Raw genomic sequence first — 20240 nt, forward strand, 5'->3', positions numbered from 1 at the left:
AACAGGACAAGGACGAGGAGCGCGGCACGGTGAGCGAGAGCAGCGCGGGGGACGTGGCGGCGACGGCCGCCGCGGCGGTCGGCTGGCGCCGGGCGGGCATCGCGGGTGCGGCGATAGGTGTGATCGCGGCGGGTGCGGCGGCCGGCGTCGCGGTCGAGCGGATGACCGTGGGCCGGGGCATGCGGAAGAAGGCCCGTCTCGCGCTCGACGCCACGGGTCCCTACGGCGCCCTGCGGGGTGTGGCGGGGAAGGCGGTCGCGGACGACGGCACCGCGCTGCACTACGAGGTCGACGAGGTCGAGACCGAGGGCGCCGTCGCTGCCCAGGGCGGGGCGGCTGCCACCGGTTCGCGCCGGCGCAGGCTCTTCGGCCGCAAGTCGCCCGCGCCCGTGACCGTCGTCTTCAGCCACGGCTACTGCCTCAGCCAGGACTCCTGGCACTTCCAGCGGGCCGCGCTGCGCGGTCTGGTGCGTACGGTCCACTGGGACCAGCGCAGCCACGGCCGGTCGGGGCGGGGCAGGGCGCAGGCCGAGGGCGTGCCCGTCTCCGTGGACCAGCTCGGCCGCGACCTGAAGGCGGTCATCGACGCGGCGGCGCCCGAGGGCCCGCTCGTGCTGGTCGGGCACTCGATGGGCGGCATGACGATGATGGCGCTCGCCGACCAGTACCCGGCGCTCATCCGGGACCGGGTGGCCGCGGTCGCGTTCGTCGGCACCTCCAGCGGGAAGCTCGGCGAGGTCAGTTTCGGGCTGCCGGTGGCGGGCGTGAACGCGGTGCGGCGGGTGCTGCCTGGGGTCCTGAAGGCGCTCGGCTCGCAGACGGAGCTGGTGGAGCGCGGGCGGCGGGCCACGGCGGACCTCTTCGCGAGCCTCATCAAGCGGTACTCGTTCGGCTCACGCGATGTGGACCCGGCGGTCGCGCGGTTCGCCGAGCGGCTGATCGAGGCCACACCGATCGACGTGGTGGCCGAGTTCTATCCGGCGTTCACCGAGCACGACAAGAGCGGCGCGCTGCCCGCGTTCCGCGAGGTCCCGGTGCTGATCCTGGCGGGCGACAAGGACCTGGTGACGCCCAGTTCGCACAGTGAGGCCATCGCGGACGTCCTGCCCGACGCGGAGCTGGTGATCGTGCCGGACGCCGGGCATCTGGTGATGCTGGAGCACCCCGAGGCGGTGAACGACCGCATCGCGGACCTCCTGGTGCGGATCGGTGCCGTGCCGTCGACGGCCCCGACCGTTTAACGTTGACCGGCATGGAAGCAGTGCAGAAAAGTCCGGTGGCCGAGACCTCCGCACCGGACGCCGTCACCCTGGGCGTGGCCGTCGAGTCACCCGAACAGATGCAGGACCTCGGCCGCCGGATCGCCGGTGTGCTGGCCCCCGGTGACCTGGTGATGCTCACGGGCGAGCTGGGTGCCGGAAAGACGACGCTGACCCGGGGGCTGGGTGAGGGGCTCGGAGTGCGGGGCGCCGTCACCTCGCCGACCTTCGTGATCGCCCGCGTGCACCCCTCGCTGGTCGGCGGTCCCGCGCTGGTCCACGTCGACGCGTACCGCCTGGGCGGCGGGCTCGACGAGATGGAGGACCTGGACCTCGACGTGTCGCTGCCGGATTCGGTGGTGGTCGTGGAGTGGGGCGACGGCAAGGTCGAGGAGCTGTCCGACGACCGTCTGCAGGTGGTGATCGACCGCGCGGTCGGGGACACCGACGACGAGCGGCGCACCGTGACGCTGGTGGGCATCGGGCCCCGCTGGTCCGGACTGCGGACGGATCTGGGCCCGGAGGCGTAGCGGCCGGGTGCGCACCCCCGGGTGTGGGCCGAATACCGCCCGGGACTTTCCGACAGGCCGTCGGCAAATTGTTGCGCGCGGGACCGTGGGCGTGTTCACATGGAGAGAAGACGCGGTTAGGTCTACCTAACCACGCCTTCCACCGGAGCCCCAGGAGGCATCCATGCCGACGCCCGAGCGTGAAGCGCAGCCGCAGTCGCCGCAGGCGCGGCCCTCGGCGGCGGTGTCCATGAAGGATCTGCTGGCCTCCTGCGCCGCCGCGACCGCGGTCTCCACACCACCGCGTGAGCGGGACGAGCACCCGGGCGAGGACGGCCGCGAGGAGGGCACGGACCGCGAGGAGCGGCCGGGACCTCCGGCCCGGCGCGACGCGGCCTGAGGCCGCCGGCGCACGCCTACGGAACGACGACGACCTTGACGCCGACCGTCGCGAAGGTCCACATCGCGTCGCCGTCCGCCCGCTTCATCCGTACGCCACCGGTCTTCGACGTCGGGTCCGGGCTCTTCATCGTGCCGTCCTGGGCCGCGCTGAAGCCGATGGCCACGTCGTCGACGCTCGTGAAGCGCACGACGTGCTCGATCATCACGCCGTCCGAGCCCGTCACGCTCCCGGTGCGCGAACCCACCTGGTAGGCCCCGGGCATCGGGCTGACGGGACTCGGCATGACCGTGAACGTCCGGCCCGCGTTCCCCTTGGCGTCCACCAGCCAGACCCGCCGGTCCTTCAGCGCGTACACGACGCGCAGCCCGGTGCCGGAGTGCTCGGGCACCGCCAGCGGCGACTTCTTGGCCTTCGGCTTCTTCGTGGGCTGCGCCGAGGCGGAGGGCGAGGAGGTGGGTGCCGCCAAGGAATCGGGTGCGTTCGCCGATGCCTGGTAGGCGAGGAAACTGACCGCGATGACAGCGGCCGCAGTGAGCCCGGCCACCATTCCCGAGCTGCCCCTTGCCACCTGAGCTCCCCTTTCGCCTGCCATCCGGCGTATGTCGTACAAGCGTTTATGTCGTACACACGTATACCCGGTGACGGTAGCAGCCGGGGCGGGGCGGACCGGGACGCCGTACGGGCGCGGTGACCCCGTCGGCGGAGCCGTAGGCTGTTTGTGTGCTGCTGCTCGCCGTGGATACCGCCACCCCCGCCGTCACCGTCGCCCTGCACGACGGCTCCGCCGTCGTCGCCGCGACGAGCCAGGTCGATGCCCGGAGGCACGGCGAACTGCTGCTGCCCGCCGTCGACCGGGTCCTCGCCGAGGCCGGGGTGAAGCTCGACGCCGTCACCGACCTGGTCGTGGGCGTCGGCCCCGGCCCGTACACCGGCCTCCGCGTCGGTCTCGTGACGGCGGCTGCCTTCGGCTCCGCGCTCTCCGTCCCCGTGCACGGCGTGTGCACCCTGGACGGCCTCGCGTACGCCGCCGGGCTCGCCGGCCTCCGGGGGCCCTTCGCCGTCGCCACGGACGCCCGCCGCAAGGAGGTCTACTGGGCGCGGTACGAGGACCCCCTGACCCGCACGGGCGACCCGGCGGTCGACCGGCCCGCCGACATCGCGGAACAGCTCGCGGGACTGCCCGTCGTCGGGGCCGGCGCGGTGCTGTACCCGGAGGCGTTCCCGGACGCCCGCGCGCCCGAACACGTGTCGGCCGGCGCGCTGGCCGCCCTCGCGGCCGAACGCCTCGCCGCGGGCCAGGAGCTGCTCCCTCCGCAGCCGCTCTACCTGCGCAGGCCCGACGCCCAGGTGCCGAAGAACTACAAGGTGGTCACCCCGAAGTGACCGACGCGATCCATGGGGCAGGCGCGGCGACCGTGACCGCCGTGCTGCGCGAGATGCGCTGGTGGGACATCGATCCGGTGCTGGGGCTCGAACACGAGCTGTTCCCGGAGGACGCCTGGTCGGCCGGGATGTTCTGGTCGGAGCTGGCCCACGCCCGCGGCCCCGGGGCCACCCGCCGCTACGTCGTCGCCGAGGAACCGGCCACGGGCCGGATCGTCGGTTACGCCGGACTCGCCGCGGCCGGAGACCTCGCCGACGTCCAGACCATCGGCGTCGTTCGGGACCACTGGGGCGGCGGCCTCGGCTCCGAACTCCTCACCGACCTGCTGAAGCACGCCACGGCCTTCGAGTGCACCGCGGTGCTCCTGGAGGTCCGGGTCGACAACACCCGTGCGCAGAAGCTGTACGAACGCTTCGGCTTCGAGCCGATCGGCTTCCGGCGCGGTTACTACCAGCCGGGCAACATCGACGCGCTCGTCATGCGCCTCCACGTACAAGAGACTGAGACTGACTGATGGCTGACGAACCGCTCGTACTCGGCATCGAGACCTCCTGCGACGAGACCGGGGTCGGCATCGTGCGCGGCACGACGCTGCTCGCCGACGCCGTCGCCTCCAGCGTCGACACGCACGCCCGGTTCGGCGGGGTCGTCCCGGAGATCGCCTCCCGTGCCCACCTGGAAGCGATGGTCCCGACCATCGAACGCGCCCTGAAGGACGCCGGGATCAGCGCCCGCGACCTCGACGGCATCGCGGTCACGGCCGGCCCCGGGCTCGCCGGTGCGCTGCTCGTCGGCGTCTCGGCGGCCAAGGCGTACGCGTACGCGCTGAACAAGCCGCTCTACGGGGTCAACCACCTCGCCTCGCACATCTGTGTCGACCAGCTGGAGCACGGCCCGCTCCCCGAGCCGACCATGGCGCTGCTGGTCAGCGGCGGGCACTCCTCGCTGCTGCTCGCGCCGGACATCACCAACGACGTACGGCCGCTCGGCGCGACCATCGACGACGCGGCGGGCGAGGCGTTCGACAAGATCGCCCGGGTGCTGAACCTCGGCTTCCCCGGCGGTCCCGTCATCGACCGGCTGGCGAAGGAGGGCGACCCGAAGGCCATCGCGTTCCCGCGCGGTCTCAGCGGTTCGCGCGACCCCGCGTACGACTTCTCCTTCTCCGGGCTCAAGACGTCCGTGGCGCGCTGGATCGAGGCCAAGCGGGCGGCGGGCGAGGAGGTGCCGGTACGGGACGTGGCGGCGTCCTTCCAGGAGGCCGTGGTGGACGTGCTCACCCGCAAGGCGGTCCGGGCCTGCAAGGACGAGGGCGTCGGCCATCTGATGATCGGCGGCGGTGTCGCGGCCAACTCGCGGCTGCGGGCCCTGGCCCAGGAGCGGTGCGAGCGGGCCGGAATCCGGCTGCGGGTGCCCAGGCCCGGACTCTGCACGGACAACGGGGCGATGGTTGCCGCGCTGGGCGCCGAGATGGTGGCCCGCAACCGGCCGGCCTCGGACCTGGAACTGTCGGCGGACTCCTCGCTTCCGGTGACGGAGACCCATGTTCCCGGCGCCCATGACCACGATCACGTGCACGAGATCAGCAAGGACAACCTGTACTCATGAGCGGCACCGTCGCGCTGATGTGGGAGGCCCGGGCCACCGAGGGCCGGGGCGCCGAGCTGCTGGAGTGGGCGCGGGCGCGGTCGGCGGAGCTGGCCCGCGAGCCCGTACGCCGCGAGCTGCTGCGTGCCCCGCAGGACCGGGTGCTCGTCATCACCTGGTGGGAGGGCGGGTACGGTGACGACTTGCCCGAACTCCCCGAGCCCGACGCCGGATTGATCGCGCGCCCGGTCCACCGGTGGCGCTTCGAGTCGGTCGGCTGAGACTCCTCGGAAAAAAGATTCGCCGGGGTGTCGATCCGGGGTGGGCCCGTTCGACGTACGAGTGTGAGGCGGGAAAACAGCCCGCCCCGACCCGAGGAGTCACCGTGCCGCGCTATCTGACGATGGTCCGTATCGACGAGAACAACGCCCCGGCCGAAGGCCCGAGCGAGGAGCTCATGCAGCGCATGGGCGCCCTGATCGAGGAGATGACCAAGGCCGGTGTCCTGCTGGACACGGCCGGGCTCACCCCGACCTCGGAGGGCACCAGGGTCACCTGGTCCAACGGCGAGTTCACCGTCACGGACGGGCCGTTCACCGAGACGAAGGAAGTCATCGGCGGCTACGCGATCATCCAGGCCAAGGACAAGGCCGAGATCCTGGAGTGGACCAAGCGCTTCCTCGCCGTCCACGAGCCGTTCTGGACCGTCACCTCCGAGATCCGCGAGATCGCCGGAGGCTGACGGCCCCGCACGGCCAGGGGTGGGGCGGCGGTCCTTGCCGCCCCGGCCCCCGGGCTGCTCTGATGGGTGGCCGTGACAGAAGCACGCAGTGCCGTCGAAGCCGTGTACAGGATCGAGTCGGCACGGATCATCGCCGCGACCGCCCGCATCGTGCGGGACGTCGGCATCGCCGAGGAGATCGCGCAGGACGCCCTGCTCGCCGCGCTGGAGCAGTGGCCGGAGTCCGGGGTCCCGGACCGGCCGGGCGCCTGGCTCACGGCCACCGCGAGGCACCGGGCGATCGACCTCGTACGCCGCAAGGAGACCTACCGGCGCAAGCTGGCGGAGGTCGGGCGGGCCCTGGAGGACGTACCGCCGCCGGAACCCGCCGATCCGGACCACATCGACGACGACCTGCTGCGGCTGATCTTCACCTCCTGCCATCCGGTGCTCTCCACGCAGGCCCGGATCGCCCTCACCCTGCGCCTCCTCGGCGGCCTCACCACCGAGGAGATCGCCCGCGCGTTCCTGGCCTCCGAACCGACCGTCGCCCAGCGCATCGTCCGGGCGAAGCGGACCCTGGGCCGGGCGGGCGTTCCCTTCGAGGTGCCGTACGGCCCCGACCGCGCCGCCCGCCTCGACTCCGTGCTCGAAGTCATCTACCTGATCTTCAACGAGGGGTACGCGGCCACCGCGGGCGACGACCTCCTGCGCCCGGCCCTGTGCCAGGACGCGCTGCGTCTCGCCCGGGTGCTGGCCGGGCTGATGGAGAAGGAGTCCGAGGTCCACGGGCTCGTCGCCCTGCTGGAACTCCAGGCGTCGCGCGCCGCCGCGCGGACCGGGCCGGACGGTGCGCCGGTGCTGCTCGCCGACCAGAACCGGGCGCGCTGGGACCAGTTGCTGATCCGGCGCGGTTTCGCGGCCCTGGGGCGGGCGAACGCGGCGGGCGGTTCGACGGGACCGTATGCCCTCCAGGCCGCGATCGCCGCCTGTCACGCGCACGCGGTGACGTACGAGGACACCGACTGGACGGCGATCGCCACGCTGTACGGGCACCTGGCCGTGCTCGCTCCGTCCCCGGTGGTGGAGCTGAACCGGGCGGTGGCGGTGTCGATGGCCGAGGGGCCGGCGGCGGGGCTCGCCCTGGTCGACGCGCTGGCGGAGAGTCCGGAACTCAGGGCCTACCACCTGCTGCCGAGCGTGCGGGGCGATCTGCTGGAGCGGCTGGGGCGGGGGGAGGAGGCGCGGGCGGAGTTCGTGCGGGCGGCGGAGCTGACCCGTAACGAGCAGGAGAGGACGTTGCTGCTGGCGCGTGCCGACCGGGTGTCGCGATGAGTTCCGGGGGCTTGGCGGGTCTACCTTCCGAAGGCATCCGGCGGTGCTCCGGCGGCGCCGTGCGCTGTGGCGTTCCGAGGCTGCGGGGTTCCGGCCCCCGGCCCCCGGCTGCCGGCATTCGGCTTTTTCGGCGAGGAGAAGACCATGCAGAAGATCACTACGTTCCTGTGGTTCGACGACCAGGCCGAGGAGGCGGCGCGTTACTACGTCTCCGTCTTCGGCGGCGACTCGCGGATCCTGGGGGTCACCCACTACGGTGCGGCGGCCCCGGGAGAGACGGGCTCCGTGATGACGGTCGCCTTCCGGCTCGCGGACCAGGAGTACATCGCCCTCAACGGCGGCCCGCAGTTCCCGTTCACGGAGGCCATCTCGCTCTCCGTCGACTGTGAGGACCAGGCCGAGGTGGACCGGCTGTGGGACACGCTCACCGAAGGCGGCGAGGAGGGCCAGTGCGGGTGGCTCAAGGACAGGTACGGCCTGTCCTGGCAGATCGTCCCGAAGGGTCTGACCGAGGTGCTGTCCGATCCGGACCCGGCCAGGGCGGAGCGGGCGATGAAGGCGATGCTGGGGATGCGGAAGCTGGACATCCAGGCGCTGCGGGACGCCTGAGTTCCGCGGAGCGGGCGGCCGTCGCGTCGTGCGTCACGGCCGCGCCCCGTGGCCGCCGGTCCGGTCGGTAGTGTCTGGGGCATGTCACCCCGTTCACCGCTGCCGCCGCCCCCGCCGCCCGTGGAGCTGCGCTCCTGGCCCGACCGGCAGTCGATGCTCGCCGACCGCTCCGCGGTCCTCGGCGAGCTGGTCACGACGCACCTGGGGCACGCGCGGCTCGGCCTGCTCTGGCTGTGGGGGGCACTGGCGGCGCTCGGCTGGTCGTTCGTGGGCACGGCGATCATCTCGTTCGAGGAGCCCGACGACCCCTTCGCCGCGATGCTGGGCCTGGTCGCCTTCGCCCTCGGTGCCTGCCTGCTGGTGCCCTCGGTCGCGTTCGTGGTCGTCGGACTCGCCCGGGACCGGCAGGTCCGCCGGCTGCTCGTCCAGTGGGGCGCGCTGGACCGCGACCCGGTGGGCGATGTGCGCCTGCGGATTCCCGGGGTCAGCCTCATCTGGATGCTGACGTCCTTCGTGCTGTGCGCCGTCGGCCTGTACGCGTGCGTGGTCGTTCCGGCTGGCGCGGAGGCGGGCGAGGAGACCTACGGCGAGGTGGCCCTGTTCATGGGCCTCGGTCTCATCTGCTGGCTGACCGGCCTGATCGGGGTCGTCAAGGCGTTCGCGCACCGCCGCTGGGTGCTCCGGGTCCTCGTCGGCGTACCGGCCGAACCGCGGGTCAGGGCCGCTTCAGGGGCTGACCGACCAGCATCGTAGGAGCGCCCGCCACCCGGGTCAGGAACACCGTCGCCGCGTTCGGCCCCTGGAGCTTCATCTTGCGGCGCAGTTCCTCCGGTTCGACCGCGGAGCCACGCTTCTTGACGGTCAGGACGCCCACCTGCCGCTCCCGCAGCAGGGCCTTGAGCTTCTTCATGTTGAAGGGGAGTTCGTCGGTGATCTCGTACGCCGTCGTGTACGGGGACTCGTAGGCCCGGTCGCTCGTGACGTACGCGATGGTCTCGTCGACCAGCCGGCCGCCGCACCGGTCCACGATGTCGGCGACCAGGTGGGCGCGGATGACGGCGCCGTCGGGTTCGTACAGATAGCGGCCGACGGGGCCCACGGGCGGGGCCGGCAGCGGGGCGGGGGCCGTCAGGGTGGCGCCCGCCGGAAGCAGCGTCGCCCGGAACGAGCCGGTGGCGAAACCCTCGCCGAACCAGAGCACCGCCTCCTTCACGTCCCCGCCGTCCGAGATCCATTCCGCCTCGGCCTGCGGGCCGATCGCCTCGTGGGGGACGCCGGGGGCGATCTTCAGCGCGGCGCGGGGGGCCTTCAGCGCGGCCCCGGTGGCCCAGGACAGCGGGGGCGAGTACGCCTCCGGGTCGAAGATCCGGCCCCGTCCGCCGCGTCGGGCCGGGTCGACGAAGACCGCGTCGTACGGAGCGGTGTCGATCTCGGTGACATCGGCGCAGCGCACCTCGATCAGCGCCTCCAGGCCGAGCGCCGCCGCATTGGCCCGGGCCACCTCGGCGGTCAGCGGATCGCGGTCCACGGCCAGCACCGCGATGCCCGCGCGCGCGAGGGCGATCGCGTCGCCGCCGATCCCGCAGCACAGATCGGCCACGCTCCGCACCCCGAGACCGGCGAACCGCTGGGCCCGGTACGCGGCGACCGAGGTGCGGGTCGCCTGTTCGACACCGTTGGGGGTGAAGAACATCCGGTACGCGTCCTGCGCGCCGAACTTCGCCACCGCCCGCTGTCGCAGCCGGGCCTGTCCCAGGGCCGCCGACACCAGCGCGGCGGGGTGGTCGCGGCGCAGGCGGGTCGCGGTGGCCAGTTCCCGGGCGGGGTCGTGGTCGCGCAGCTCGGCCAGGAGCGCGGCGCCCTCGGGGGCGAGCAGGGCGCGGAAGCCGGCGATCGGGTCGGGGACATCGGACGTCGGGAGAGCGTTCACCCGGCCCATTGTGAGCCAGCCGGGGGACCGCGCGGGCCGGGTGGCGGTGTCGGGCCGGGCACCCGGCCGGGCACTGGCAGGATGCGGCGCCATGCAGCTAGTACGACAAAAGGAAGAATCAGCCATGAAGCGGCGCAGACCGGGACACCCCGCTCGCGGGCCGGCCTGCACCGCCCTGATCGCACTCCTCGTCGCCGCACTCGCCTCGGGGTGCGCCGCCGAGGACGCGGACGGCTCCTCCACCGACGGAGCGCACCGGGCGGCGCCCGCCGCCGGTCAGGAGGGTCCGCCCGCGCTGAAGGCGGCGCCGGCCGACGCGCTCTCGGTGTACGCCGAGAAGCTGAGGCGGAAGCAGGCTGCCCGGGTCGCCGTCGCCAAGAAGTGGCGGCTGGCGAAGGTCCCGCTCGTCGCCCCCGAACCGCCGTCCGTCAAGCCGCGCATCACCACCCGCAAGGGCTTCGAGGTCACCGGCGGGGGCGCGCTGCCGCCCGTCTTCACCACCGTGCCGACGAAGGAGCGGATCGTCTTCCTGACGATGGACGACGGGGCCGAGAAGGATCCCGAGCTGCTGCGGATGATGACGGAACTCGACATCCCGTACAGCGCCTTCCTCAGCGACTACCTGGTGAGCGAGGACTACGGCTACTTCAAGAAGATGCAGGCCCGCGGCGTCACCCTCAGCAACCACACGCTGAACCACCGCTATATGCCCGGCCTGTCGTACGCCGAGCAGAAGAAGGAGATCTGCGGCCAGCAGGACAAGATCGCGAAGCACTTCGGGAAGCGGCCGACGCTCTTCCGCCCGCCGTACGGCAACTACAACCGCGACACCCTGCGCATCGCCAAGTCCTGCGGCATCAAGGCCGTGCCGCTGTGGTCCGCCGAGGCGTTCCCCGACCACATGGAGTGGCGGGAGTGGGACCGCGACCTGCATCCCGGCGACATCATCCTCACCCACTTCCGGGGGCGCGGGGACTGGAAGGGCTCCATGCCCGACATGATCCGGCGGGTCATGAAGACGATCACGGACAAGGGCTACGCGGTCGCCAGGCTGGAGGACTACGTGTGATCCCGGCGCACCGGCCGGGCCCGGCCGGTGCGCCACGCGGGGGTGGTCAATTGGCACTCCGCTTGACCGAGTGCTAATCGCGGTCATAGTCTCGGGTCTGGCACTCCTCACTGGAGAGTGCCAGCACCACTGCGCGACAGGGCAGGTCCGGCACCCGCGACGACGGATCGACCTGGTCGCCACCCCAAAGACTGTTAAACCCCGTGAGATCTCCGAAGGGGGAGACCGGATCGTGTCGACCACCAGCTCCAAGGTTGCGATCAAGCCGCTCGAGGACCGCATTGTGGTCCAGCCGCTCGACGCCGAGCAGACCACGGCCTCCGGCCTGGTCATTCCCGACACCGCCAAGGAGAAGCCCCAGGAGGGCGTCGTCCTGGCCGTGGGCCCGGGCCGCTTCGAGAACGGCGAGCGCCTTCCGCTCGACGTCAAGACCGGCGACGTCGTTCTGTACAGCAAGTACGGCGGCACCGAGGTGAAGTACAACGGCGAGGAGTACCTCGTCCTCTCGGCTCGCGACGTGCTCGCGATCGTCGAGAAGTAATTCACCCACGTTTGTTTCTGTTCTGCGCCCCTGGCCCCCTGCGAAATAACTAGCCGGGCGGACAGGGGCGCAGTTCGTTTTGAGAGGACAGGCAACAGCCCATGGCGAAGATTCTGAAGTTCGACGAGGACGCCCGTCGCGCCCTTGAGCGCGGCGTCAACAAGCTTGCCGACACGGTCAAGGTGACGATCGGCCCCAAGGGCCGCAACGTCGTCATCGACAAGAAGTTCGGCGCTCCCACCATCACCAACGACGGTGTCACCATCGCGCGCGAGGTCGAGCTCGACGACCCGTACGAGAACCTCGGTGCCCAGCTGGTGAAGGAGGTGGCGACCAAGACCAACGACGTAGCCGGTGACGGCACCACCACCGCCACCGTCCTGGCCCAGGCGCTCGTCCGCGAGGGTCTGCGCAACGTCGCCGCGGGTGCTTCCCCGGCCGCCCTGAAGAAGGGCATCGACGCCGCGGTCAAGGCCGTGTCCGAGGAGCTCCTCGCGACCGCCCGCCCGATCGACGACAAGTCCGACATCGCCGCCGTGGCCGCGCTCTCCGCGCAGGACAGCCAGGTCGGCGAGCTCATCGCGGACGCGATGGACAAGGTCGGCAAGGACGGTGTCATCACCGTCGAGGAGTCCAACACCTTCGGTCTGGACCTCGAGTTCACCGAGGGCATGGCCTTCGACAAGGGCTACCTCTCCCCGTACATGGTGACCGACCAGGAGCGTATGGAGGCCGTCCTCGACGACCCGTACATCCTGATCCACCAGGGCAAGATCGGCTCCATCCAGGAGCTGCTCCCGCTCCTGGAGAAGGTCATCCAGTCGGGTGGCTCGAAGCCGCTGCTGATCATCGCCGAGGACGTCGAGGGCGAAGCCCTGTCGACCCTGGTCGTCAACAAGATCCGTGGCACCTTCAACGCCGTCGCGGTGAAGGCCCCGGGCTTCGGTGACCGCCGCAAGGCCATGCTCGGCGACATCGCCACCCTCACCGGTGCGACCGTCATCGCCGAAGAGGTCGGCCTCAAGCTCGACCAGGCCGGTCTCGACGTGCTGGGCACCGCCCGCCGCGTCACCGTCTCCAAGGACGACACGACCATCGTCGACGGCGGCGGCGACTCCGCCGACGTCAAGGGCCGGGTCAACCAGATCAAGGCCGAGATCGACTCCACGGACTCCGACTGGGACCGCGAGAAGCTCCAGGAGCGCCTCGCGAAGCTGGCCGGCGGCGTGTGCGTGATCCGTGTCGGTGCCGCCACCGAGGTGGAGCTCAAGGAGAAGAAGCACCGTCTGGAGGACGCCATCTCCGCGACCCGCGCCGCGGTCGAGGAGGGCATCGTCTCCGGTGGTGGCTCCGCTCTGGTCCACGCCGTCAAGGTCCTCGAGGGCAACCTCGGCAAGACCGGCGACGAGGCCACCGGTGTCGCGGTCGTGCGCCGCGCCGCCGTCGAGCCGCTGCGCTGGATCGCCGAGAACGCCGGCCTGGAGGGTTACGTCATCACCTCCAAGGTCGCCGAGCTCGACAAGGGCCAGGGCTTCAACGCCGCGACCGGCGAGTACGGCGACCTGGTGAAGGCCGGCGTCATCGACCCGGTCAAGGTCACCCGCTCCGCCCTGGAGAACGCCGCGTCCATCGCGTCGCTGCTGCTCACGACCGAGACCCTGGTCGTCGAGAAGCCGGCCGAGGAAGAGGCCGACGCCGGTCACGGCCACGGTCACTCCCACTAGTACGCACCCGGTACACCACTGAGGCCCGGTACCCCCGTCGCGGGGGTACCGGGCCTCGGTCGTTGCGTGGACCGCCCGGCCGGCGGCCGTGTCCGGGGTCACGCCGAGTGGTCCAGCACCTCCGGGGTCACCGGGTCCGCGAACGGCTGTCCCTGGGCGAAGCGTTCCAGCTCGTCCAGCGCGTGATCGGCCATGCGGTGCAGCTCGTTGCCCAGCGACCCCGCGATGTGCGGGGTGAGCAGGACGTTCGGCAGGTCGTACAACGGGGAAGCCGCCGCCGGGAGTTCGGGCGCCGTCACATCCAGCACGGCGTGCAGCCGGCCGCCCACCAGCTCGGGGAGCAGCGCCTCCTCGTCGACCAGGGAGCCGCGCGCCGTGTTGATGAGGGTCGCCCCCGTCGGCATCAGGGCCAGCTGTTCCGCCCCGATGAGGTGGCGGGTCTCGGGGAGCTGGGGAGCGTGGACGGAGACGACCGAGCTGCGGGCGCACAGCTCCGCCAGCGTCGCCGACCGCACACCGAGCCCGGCCGCCTCGGCGGCGGAGACGTACGGGTCGTACAGCAGCACGTCCAGATCGAACGGGCGCAGCAGCTCGATCACCCGGCGGCCTATCCGGGACGCCCCGACGATGCCGACCGTACGGCGGTAGTTGCCGCTCGCACCGAGGTCCTGGAGCCAGTCGTGGTCGGCCCGCAGCGCCCGGTAGCGCTGAGCGGCGTGCAGCACCCGCTTGTTGGCGAAGATGATCGCGGCGAGGGTGAACTCGGCGACGGGCAGGGCGTTGGCGCCGGCCGCCGAGGTGACGGCGATGCCGCGTTCCCAGCAGGCGTCGGTGATGTGGTGCTTGACGGACCCGGCCGCGTGCACGACGGCGCGCAGCCGGGGGGCGGCGGCGAGGATCTCCGCGGTCAGCGGGGTGGCGCCCCAGCAGGTGAGGAGCACGTCCGCCCCGGCGAGGGCCGTGGCCACCTCCGGTCCGGGCGCGGCCAGGTCGTGGGCGACGAGGCCGGGGTCCGTACGGGTGAGGGCTGCCAGCCGGGTGCGGTGGCGCTCGGCGAACAGCCTGTCGGCGATGCCGGGCCCCATCGCGAGCAGTGCGCGGGGCCGGTTGTCAGTGGCGTGGGGCATGGTGGAACTCGACTCCTCAAGGTCTCGCGCTGACGGTCACTTGACGCTTCCGGCCGTCAGACCCGCCTTCCAGTGCCGCTGCAGTGAGACGAAGGCGACGATCAGGGGGATGACGGCGAGGAGGGAACCGGTGACGACGAGAGGGTAGAAGCTCGGCTCGCCATGGGTGTTGGTGTTCCAGGAGTACAGACCGAGGCTCAGGGGGAAGAGCTTGCGGTCCGAGAGCATCACCAGGGGGAGGAAGAAGTTGTTCCAGATCGCGGTGAACTGGAACAGGAAGACCGTCACGAAGCCCGGCATGACCATCCGCAGACCGATCGACCAGAAGGTGCGCAGCTCACCGGCGCCGTCGATCCGGGCCGCCTCCAGCGCCTCGTTCGGGATGTATCCGGCGCAGAAGACCCGCGCGAGATACACGCCGAACGGGTTGACCAGGACGGGGATCAGCACCGACCAGTAGGTGTTGACCAGCCCGGTCTTCGAGGCCAGCAGGTACATCGGCAGGGCCAGCGCGGTGGTCGGGACGAGCACGCCCATCAGGACGAGGCCGAACAGCTTCTCCTTGCCCCGGAATTCGTACGTGTTGAAGGCGTAGCCCGCCGCGACACAGATCAGGGAGCAGACGAGCGCGCCGCCTCCGGCGTAGAGAAGGCTGTTGACGTACCAGCGGAAGTAGATGCCGTCGCCGTACGCGGCGAGGTTCGAGAGGTTCTCGCCGAGGTTGAAGCCCTCGAAGGAGAAGGCGTTGCCCGCGAGCAGGTCACCGGTGTCCTTGGTGGCGGCGGTGACCAGCCAGACGAGCGGGAAGAGCATGTAGACGACGGCGAGCACCAGGAAGCCGTTGACGGCGGTCTTCGACAGCCAGCGGTTCGGGGGAGCTGAGGGGTTCATGCCTTCCTGCCCTTGCGTCCGGTGAAGCGGGTGACGACGAAGGACAGCAGCGCGGCGGTCAGGGCCAGCAGGATGGAGGCCGCGGCGGCGAGCCCGTAGTCGTTGCGTTCGAAGGCCGCGGTGTACGCGTACATGTTCGGCGTCCAGGTGGAGGAGACGGCGGAGCCGGTCCCCTTGTTGAGGATCAGCGGCTCGGTGAACAGCTGGAGCGAGCCGATGATCGTGAACAGGGCGACCATCGCGACCGAGGCGCGGATCAGCGGCACCTTGATGGAGAAGGCGATCCGCCAGGCCCCCGCGCCGTCCACCGTGGCCGCTTCGAGTACGGAACGGTCCACGGCCTGGAGGGCGGCGTAGAAGATCACCATGTTGTAGCCGAGCCATTCCCACAGCGCGATGTTGACGATGGAGGGGAGGGCGCCTTCGGAGGAGAAGAAGTCGAAGCCGATTCCCCCGGACTCCATGGCGCTGACCACCGGGCTGAGCTGGGGTGTGTAGAGGTAGACCCAGATCAGCGCGGCGATGATGCCCGGCACGGCATGCGGGAGGAAGAGCGCGAGCTGGAAGAACCTGCGGGCGCGGGCGAGTGTGGAGTCCAGCAGCAGGGCGAGCGCGAGGGCTCCGACGAGCAGCAGCGGAATGTAGAAGAGGCAGTATCCGAGCAGGACGACGAAGCCCTCGCGGAAGGCCCGGTCACCCAGCGCCGCCGCGTAGTTGTCGAGGCCGCTGAAGACGGTCTCGGTACCGCCGAAGCCCAGTCCGGACTGCTTCTCGGTGAACAGGCTGAGCCAGACCGCGTAACCGATCGGCACCACCATGACCACGGTGAACAGTGCGAAGAACGGGCCCAGCAGGACGGCGGCGGCTCTGGTTGTCCGGGCGCGCTTCATCAGCCGGCGTCCTCGACCTTCAGGCCGCGCTTCTTGAGCTCGGCGACCGTGGCGTCGTGGCCCGCCTTCACCGCTTCGGTGAGGGTCGTGTCCCCGCTCGCGACCTTGCCGAACTGGTCCTTGATGATCGTGTTGGAGGTGCCGGTCGTCGGGCCCCAGGCCCAGTCGGGCCGGATGGACGTCGCGGCGCCCTCGAAGACCTGGTAGATGTCCTCGCCGCCGTAGTAGCTCGCGTCGAACGCGGCCTTCGCCACCGGGCGCAGCTCGGCCGCTGCCGGGAAGGCGCTTGACGTGCCGGATGCGATACGGGCCTTGATGCCTTCCGGTGTGGTGGACATCCAGGTGGCGAACTCGACGGCCGCCTCGGCCTTCTTGCTGTTCTTCGACACGGCGAAGGTGGACCCGCCGAGCATGCCGCTCGCCGGGGTGCCGTCCCAGCTCGGCATCGGCGCGACCGCCCACTTGCCGCTCTGCTCGGGCAGCGTGCCCTTCAGGACACCGGCGCCCCAGGCGGCTCCGAGGTAGCCGACCGTGCCGCCGCTCTTGAGGGAGTTGGTCCACTCCGGGCTGAACGAGGCGTTGGCCCGGATCAGGTCGTCGTCGAGCAGGCCCTGCCAGTAGTCGGCGGTCCTGGTGGTCGCCGCGTCGGTGGTGTTCACCTTCCAGGTGTCGCCCTCGGCCTTGTACCACTGGGCCCCCGCCTGCCAGGCCATCGCCTGGAAGGTGGTCGGGTCGTCGGGGAAGAAGGTGCCGATGCGGGCCTTCTTGTCGGCCTTCTTGACCTTCTCGGCCGCCTTGCGGAAGTCGTCCCAGGTCTTGGGGACCTCGACGCCGTACTTCTTGAACAGGTCCTGCCGGTAGTAGAACGCCTGCGGCGAGGCGTCGAACGGGACGGCCCAGTTCTTGCCGCCGAGCGTGGTCAGTTCGACCGCCTGCGGCAGCAGCTTCTTCTTGATGTCGTCCGTGACGTACGCGCTGATGTCCTGGACCGAGCCCTGGCTGACGAATTCGGGCAGCTGCGGGTACTCGATGCTGACGAGGTCGGGCGCGTTGCCCGCCTTCACCGCGTTGGAGATCTTGGCGTAGCCGCCCGCGTTACCGGACGGGATCTCCTCGTAGACGACCTTGACGTCCTTGTGCGAGGCGTTGAACGCGTCGACGACTTCCTTCGATCCCTTCGCCCAGCCCCAGAAGGTGATGCTGACGGGCTTGCCGTCGCTTCCGGGTGCGGCTTCGTCCTCACCGCTGCCGCCGCAAGCCGTGAGAACGGCGAGGGCGGTGGCGGTGCCGACTATGACGTGGGACGTTCTTCTGCTCCAACTGCGGCTCACAGCGTGGCTCCTGAACAGGCGGCGACATGGGGCGTTGGCCGTGATCTTTGAACCAGTCGTGACCGAAGTCAAGAGCGAAAGATTGATTGAGCGAAAAAAGATCAGAACGGTTATGAAGCGACGTGATCGAAAGGGCTACGCCAGGGGGTCTCCGCAGGAGTCCCGGACGCGCAGCTGCGGGAGCAGCGTCAGATGGCGGCGGGGCAGCCCCTCGCCCGCGTCCCTGGCCTGCGTGAGGCGTTCCACCAGCAGGTCCGTGGCGTGCCGTCCCACCTCGCGCTTGGGCGGGGCCACGGCGGTCAGCGGGGTGTCCGCGAGCGCCGCGACCTCGTCGTCGTAGGCGATGAGGGCCAGGTCCTGCGGCACCCGCACGCCGAGCTCCGCCAGGCGCTGCACGACCTGGATGGCGTCCACGTCGTTGTGGATCAGGGCCGCGGTCGCCACCCCGGAGACGACCGCTTCGCGCAGGGCCTGGACGGCCTCCTCGAAGGCGTCGGGCGCATGGTCGGCGGGTACGGAGGCGATCACGCCCTGCGGGGCGCGCAGCCCCAGGGCGGCGAGCGCCTCCTCGTACCCGGACCGCACCGCGAGGGCCGTCGGCGAATCGGCGCGGGCCATCAGCAGCGGCGCCCCGTGACCCAGCCCCACCAGGTGGCGCAGGGCGAGCAGCACTCCGTGCCGGTGGTCCGAGCAGACCCGGTCCAGGCCGTCCAGCGGCGAGCCGGCGGCGGGCTGCCGTTCCAGGAGCACCGTGGGCACCGGCAGCGAGGTGATCCAGTCGCCGTACGCGGCAGGGTCGCCGGGCCGCCGCCAGCCGGGCGCGATCAGCACGCCCTCGGCGCCCGCGGCGAGCAGGCCCTGGGTGCGTGCGTGGTCCTCCTCCGGCCGGTAGTCCGAGATCCGCAGGATCAGCCGGGCCCCGGCGCGGGCCGCGGCCTCGTGCGCCCCGCGGATCACTTCGGCGAAGTAGTACGTCGCGGAGGGCGCGAGCATGCCGAGTACCAGTCCGCCGCCCGCGGCGTCGGAGGCCGCGGGGCCCTGGCCCTGCGGCCAGGAGACCGAACCGTGCACCCGGTCGAGCAGGCCCCGACCTGCCAGATCCTCGACGTCCCGGCGCACCGTGACGGGTGAAACCCCCAGCTGGGAGGCGAGGTCGGAGACGCGGGCCGAGCCCCGTTCCCGTACCAGCCCCAGCAGGCGGTCATGACGTTCAGCAGCACTTTCGCGCACGGCAGGAGTCCCCTCGACATGTGTGTCCCCGATCCTAGACCACAATGATCGAACGACGGGAGTTTCGATCATTCAAACGTTTTCCATTGACGTTCGATCAGTCCGAGTCCAGGATTCCGGGCGATGCCGACCCGATCCGATCCGACTCGGACTCTTCGTACGGAGGAATTGTGAGACATCGCGTCACCGCTGCCGCGCTCGCCGCCCTGACCGCCGCCGCCGGTCTGACCGCCGTGAGCCAGGGCGCCGCGCAGGCCGCACCCACGGGCCGCGCCTTCCATGTCGACTGCTCCGCCGCGCCGCAGGGAGCGGACGGAAGCCCCCGGCACCCCTGGACGACCCTCGCCGAGGCCAACGCCGTCACCTACGGGCCCGGCGACCGGCTGCTCTTCAAGCGCGGAGCCACCTGTACCGGCACCCTCACCCCCAAGGGCGCGGGATCGGCCGACGCCCCGTTCACCATCGCCGACTACGGCGACAGCCCGGAACGGGCCAGGCTCGACGGCGCGGGCGCACACGACGTCGTCCTCCTCGCGGACACCGAGCACGTCCGGCTCACCGCGCTGGAGATCACCAACGCCGCGAACCCCGGCAGCGAACGCAACGCCGTACGGCTGCGTCTGACCGACTACGGCACGGCCCGCGGGTTCGAGATCGACCACCTCTACATCCACGACGTGCGGGGCGGCGACTACAAGACGATCACCGGCTCCAGCGCCATCCACGTGGCGGTCCAGGGCACGGCCAGGGCCAGCAGCTACGACGGCGTCGACATCCACCACAACCTCATCGAGGACGTCGACCGGGAGGGCATCTACTTCAAGTCGACGTTCTCCAAGCGCGCACTGGTCGGCAACCAGCAGGACCCGAACGTCTACCCCGGCCCCTGGACCCCGTCCACCGGCGTCCGCATCCACCACAACACGCTCCGGTCGCTGGCCGGCGACGGCATGAAACTGGACACCACCGCGGGTGCCCGCGTGGACCACAACCGCGTCGACGGCTTCCAGCTGCGCTCGCCCTCCGCCAACGCGGGCATCTGGACCTTCAACACCGACGACACGACCATCGAGTACAACGAGGTCTCGGGCGGCGGGAACACCCACGACGGCATGTCCTTCGATGCCGATGGCGCCTCCAACCACACGGTGTTCCAGTACAACTACAGCCACGACAACAAGGGCGGCTTCCTGCTGGTCTGCCCCTACAGCGGCGCCAAGACCGTCGACACGGTCGTCCGCTACAACGTCAGCCGCAACGACGGAGCCCGGCTGTTCCAGAACTGCTGGGGACCCATCCTCAACACCCGGATCTACAACAACTCCTTCTACAACAAGGAGAAGATCCCGGCCTATCTGGTGCAGGACGACAACAGCAACCCCTCCGCCACCGTCCACGAACAGACCATCCGCAACAACGTCTTCGTCAGCGGCGGCACCGGCGGATACGGCTTCACCAACCCCACCCCCGGCCTGTCCTTCGACCACAACGCGTTCTACGGCATCACGATGACCCGCCCCAACCCCGGGGGAGTCACCGGCGACCCGCTGCTGCGCGCGGACTGGCGGCTGGGCGCCGGCTCACCCGCCCTCGGAGCGGGCGCCGTCGTCGAGGACAACGGAGGCAAGGACTACTTCGGCAACCCGCTGCCGGACACCGCCCCGAACCTCGGCGCCTACGAAGGCCCCGGCCTTCCGTAA

22 protein-coding genes are annotated in these 20240 nt (G+C 70.8%); 15 read left to right on the forward strand and 7 right to left on the reverse strand.

From position 1 onward, the window contains the following. Positions 1-29 precede the first annotated feature (29 nt). The 3 genes from OG230_RS21545 to OG230_RS21555 all read left to right on the forward strand — a co-directional run bounded on the left by OG230_RS21545 (position 30) and on the right by OG230_RS21555 (position 2168). Entirely contained in the window at positions 30-1241 is a 1212-nt protein-coding gene (locus OG230_RS21545; RefSeq protein WP_328905342.1) for an alpha/beta fold hydrolase, read from the forward strand. A gap of 11 nt (positions 1242-1252) precedes the next feature. Then, positions 1253-1789, forward strand: coding sequence for a tRNA (adenosine(37)-N6)-threonylcarbamoyltransferase complex ATPase subunit type 1 TsaE (gene tsaE / locus OG230_RS21550; protein WP_328905343.1), 537 nt, complete (start codon positions 1253-1255; stop codon positions 1787-1789). Between the two features lie 163 nt (positions 1790-1952). Further along, positions 1953-2168, forward strand: coding sequence for a hypothetical protein (locus OG230_RS21555; RefSeq protein ID WP_328905344.1), 216 nt, complete (start codon positions 1953-1955; stop codon positions 2166-2168). A 16-nt stretch (positions 2169-2184) separates the two neighbouring features. On the opposite strand, the gene OG230_RS21560 is transcribed toward OG230_RS21555, so the two are convergent. After that, positions 2185-2718, reverse strand: coding sequence for a hypothetical protein (locus tag OG230_RS21560; RefSeq protein WP_328911480.1), 534 nt, complete (start codon positions 2716-2718; stop codon positions 2185-2187). Positions 2719-2891: 173 nt separating this feature from the next. Here OG230_RS21560 and tsaB point away from each other — a divergent pair, with 173 nt between their 5' ends. The 8 genes from tsaB (at position 2892) to OG230_RS21600 (ending at position 8560) form a co-directional block, all read left to right on the forward strand. Continuing rightward, positions 2892-3554, forward strand: a complete 663-nt coding sequence (tsaB, locus tag OG230_RS21565; RefSeq protein ID WP_328905345.1) for a tRNA (adenosine(37)-N6)-threonylcarbamoyltransferase complex dimerization subunit type 1 TsaB — start codon at positions 2892-2894, stop codon at positions 3552-3554. A gap of 53 nt (positions 3555-3607) precedes the next feature. After that, complete coding sequence (gene rimI / locus OG230_RS21570) at positions 3608-4069, forward strand: ribosomal protein S18-alanine N-acetyltransferase (RefSeq protein ID WP_328911481.1); 462 nt, start codon at positions 3608-3610, stop codon at positions 4067-4069. Next, positions 4069-5163, forward strand: a complete 1095-nt coding sequence (tsaD, locus tag OG230_RS21575) for a tRNA (adenosine(37)-N6)-threonylcarbamoyltransferase complex transferase subunit TsaD (protein WP_328905346.1) — start codon at positions 4069-4071, stop codon at positions 5161-5163. Before rimI ends, tsaD begins: the two co-directional genes overlap by 1 nt. Then, positions 5160-5423 (forward strand): hypothetical protein, encoded by a 264-nt coding sequence (locus tag OG230_RS21580; RefSeq protein WP_328905347.1) that lies wholly within the window; start codon positions 5160-5162, stop codon positions 5421-5423. The genes tsaD and OG230_RS21580 overlap by 4 nt, the downstream gene beginning before the upstream one ends. A gap of 104 nt (positions 5424-5527) precedes the next feature. Then, complete coding sequence (locus OG230_RS21585) at positions 5528-5884, forward strand: YciI family protein (protein ID WP_328905348.1); 357 nt, start codon at positions 5528-5530, stop codon at positions 5882-5884. Positions 5885-5956: 72 nt separating this feature from the next. Further along, positions 5957-7198, forward strand: a complete 1242-nt coding sequence (locus tag OG230_RS21590; RefSeq protein WP_328905349.1) for an RNA polymerase sigma factor — start codon at positions 5957-5959, stop codon at positions 7196-7198. A gap of 144 nt (positions 7199-7342) precedes the next feature. Next, positions 7343-7807 (forward strand): VOC family protein, encoded by a 465-nt coding sequence (locus tag OG230_RS21595; protein WP_328905350.1) that lies wholly within the window; start codon positions 7343-7345, stop codon positions 7805-7807. Positions 7808-7888: 81 nt separating this feature from the next. Beyond that, positions 7889-8560 carry a hypothetical protein gene (locus OG230_RS21600; protein ID WP_328905351.1) on the forward strand — a complete coding sequence of 224 codons (672 nt, stop codon included), beginning with the start codon at positions 7889-7891 and terminating at the stop codon, positions 8558-8560. Here the strand turns inward: OG230_RS21600 and OG230_RS21605 are convergent. Further along, positions 8523-9746, reverse strand: a complete 1224-nt coding sequence (locus OG230_RS21605) for a THUMP-like domain-containing protein (protein ID WP_328911482.1) — start codon at positions 9744-9746, stop codon at positions 8523-8525. The two genes, OG230_RS21600 and OG230_RS21605, sit on opposite strands and share 38 nt — an antisense overlap. A 115-nt stretch (positions 9747-9861) precedes the next feature. On the opposite strand from OG230_RS21605, the gene OG230_RS21610 reads away from it, so the two are divergent. From OG230_RS21610 to groL, 3 genes are all read left to right on the forward strand, one after another. Continuing rightward, on the forward strand, positions 9862-10806 hold the full coding sequence (locus OG230_RS21610) for a polysaccharide deacetylase family protein (protein WP_328905352.1): 945 nt from the start codon (positions 9862-9864) through the stop codon (positions 10804-10806). A gap of 232 nt (positions 10807-11038) precedes the next feature. Then, complete coding sequence (gene groES, locus OG230_RS21615; protein WP_003966899.1) at positions 11039-11347, forward strand: co-chaperone GroES; 309 nt, start codon at positions 11039-11041, stop codon at positions 11345-11347. 101 nt (positions 11348-11448) lie between these two features. Then, on the forward strand, positions 11449-13071 hold the full coding sequence (groL, locus tag OG230_RS21620; protein ID WP_328905353.1) for a chaperonin GroEL: 1623 nt from the start codon (positions 11449-11451) through the stop codon (positions 13069-13071). 98 nt (positions 13072-13169) lie between these two features. Here the strand turns inward: groL and OG230_RS21625 are convergent, their stop codons facing one another. The 5 genes from OG230_RS21625 to OG230_RS21645 form a co-directional block, all read right to left on the reverse strand. After that, positions 13170-14198, reverse strand: a complete 1029-nt coding sequence (locus OG230_RS21625; RefSeq protein ID WP_328905354.1) for a hydroxyacid dehydrogenase — start codon at positions 14196-14198, stop codon at positions 13170-13172. Between the two features lie 36 nt (positions 14199-14234). After that, on the reverse strand, positions 14235-15089 hold the full coding sequence (locus OG230_RS21630; protein ID WP_328905355.1) for a carbohydrate ABC transporter permease: 855 nt from the start codon (positions 15087-15089) through the stop codon (positions 14235-14237). Further along, complete coding sequence (locus OG230_RS21635) at positions 15086-15979, reverse strand: carbohydrate ABC transporter permease (RefSeq protein WP_328905356.1); 894 nt, start codon at positions 15977-15979, stop codon at positions 15086-15088. Before OG230_RS21635 ends, OG230_RS21630 begins: the two co-directional genes overlap by 4 nt. Continuing rightward, a complete protein-coding gene (locus tag OG230_RS21640; RefSeq protein WP_328905357.1) occupies positions 15979-17310 on the reverse strand; it encodes an ABC transporter substrate-binding protein in 1332 nt (443 codons plus the stop codon). The genes OG230_RS21635 and OG230_RS21640 overlap by 1 nt, the downstream gene beginning before the upstream one ends. Before the next feature lie 135 nt (positions 17311-17445). Next, a complete protein-coding gene (locus OG230_RS21645; RefSeq protein WP_328905358.1) occupies positions 17446-18540 on the reverse strand; it encodes a substrate-binding domain-containing protein in 1095 nt (364 codons plus the stop codon). 170 nt (positions 18541-18710) lie between these two features. Between OG230_RS21645 and OG230_RS21650 the strand changes: the two genes are divergently transcribed. Next, positions 18711-20240, forward strand: a complete 1530-nt coding sequence (locus tag OG230_RS21650) for a right-handed parallel beta-helix repeat-containing protein (RefSeq protein ID WP_328905359.1) — start codon at positions 18711-18713, stop codon at positions 20238-20240.

This window comes from Streptomyces sp. NBC_00234 (assembly GCF_036195325.1).
Classification (GTDB): domain Bacteria; phylum Actinomycetota; class Actinomycetes; order Streptomycetales; family Streptomycetaceae; genus Streptomyces.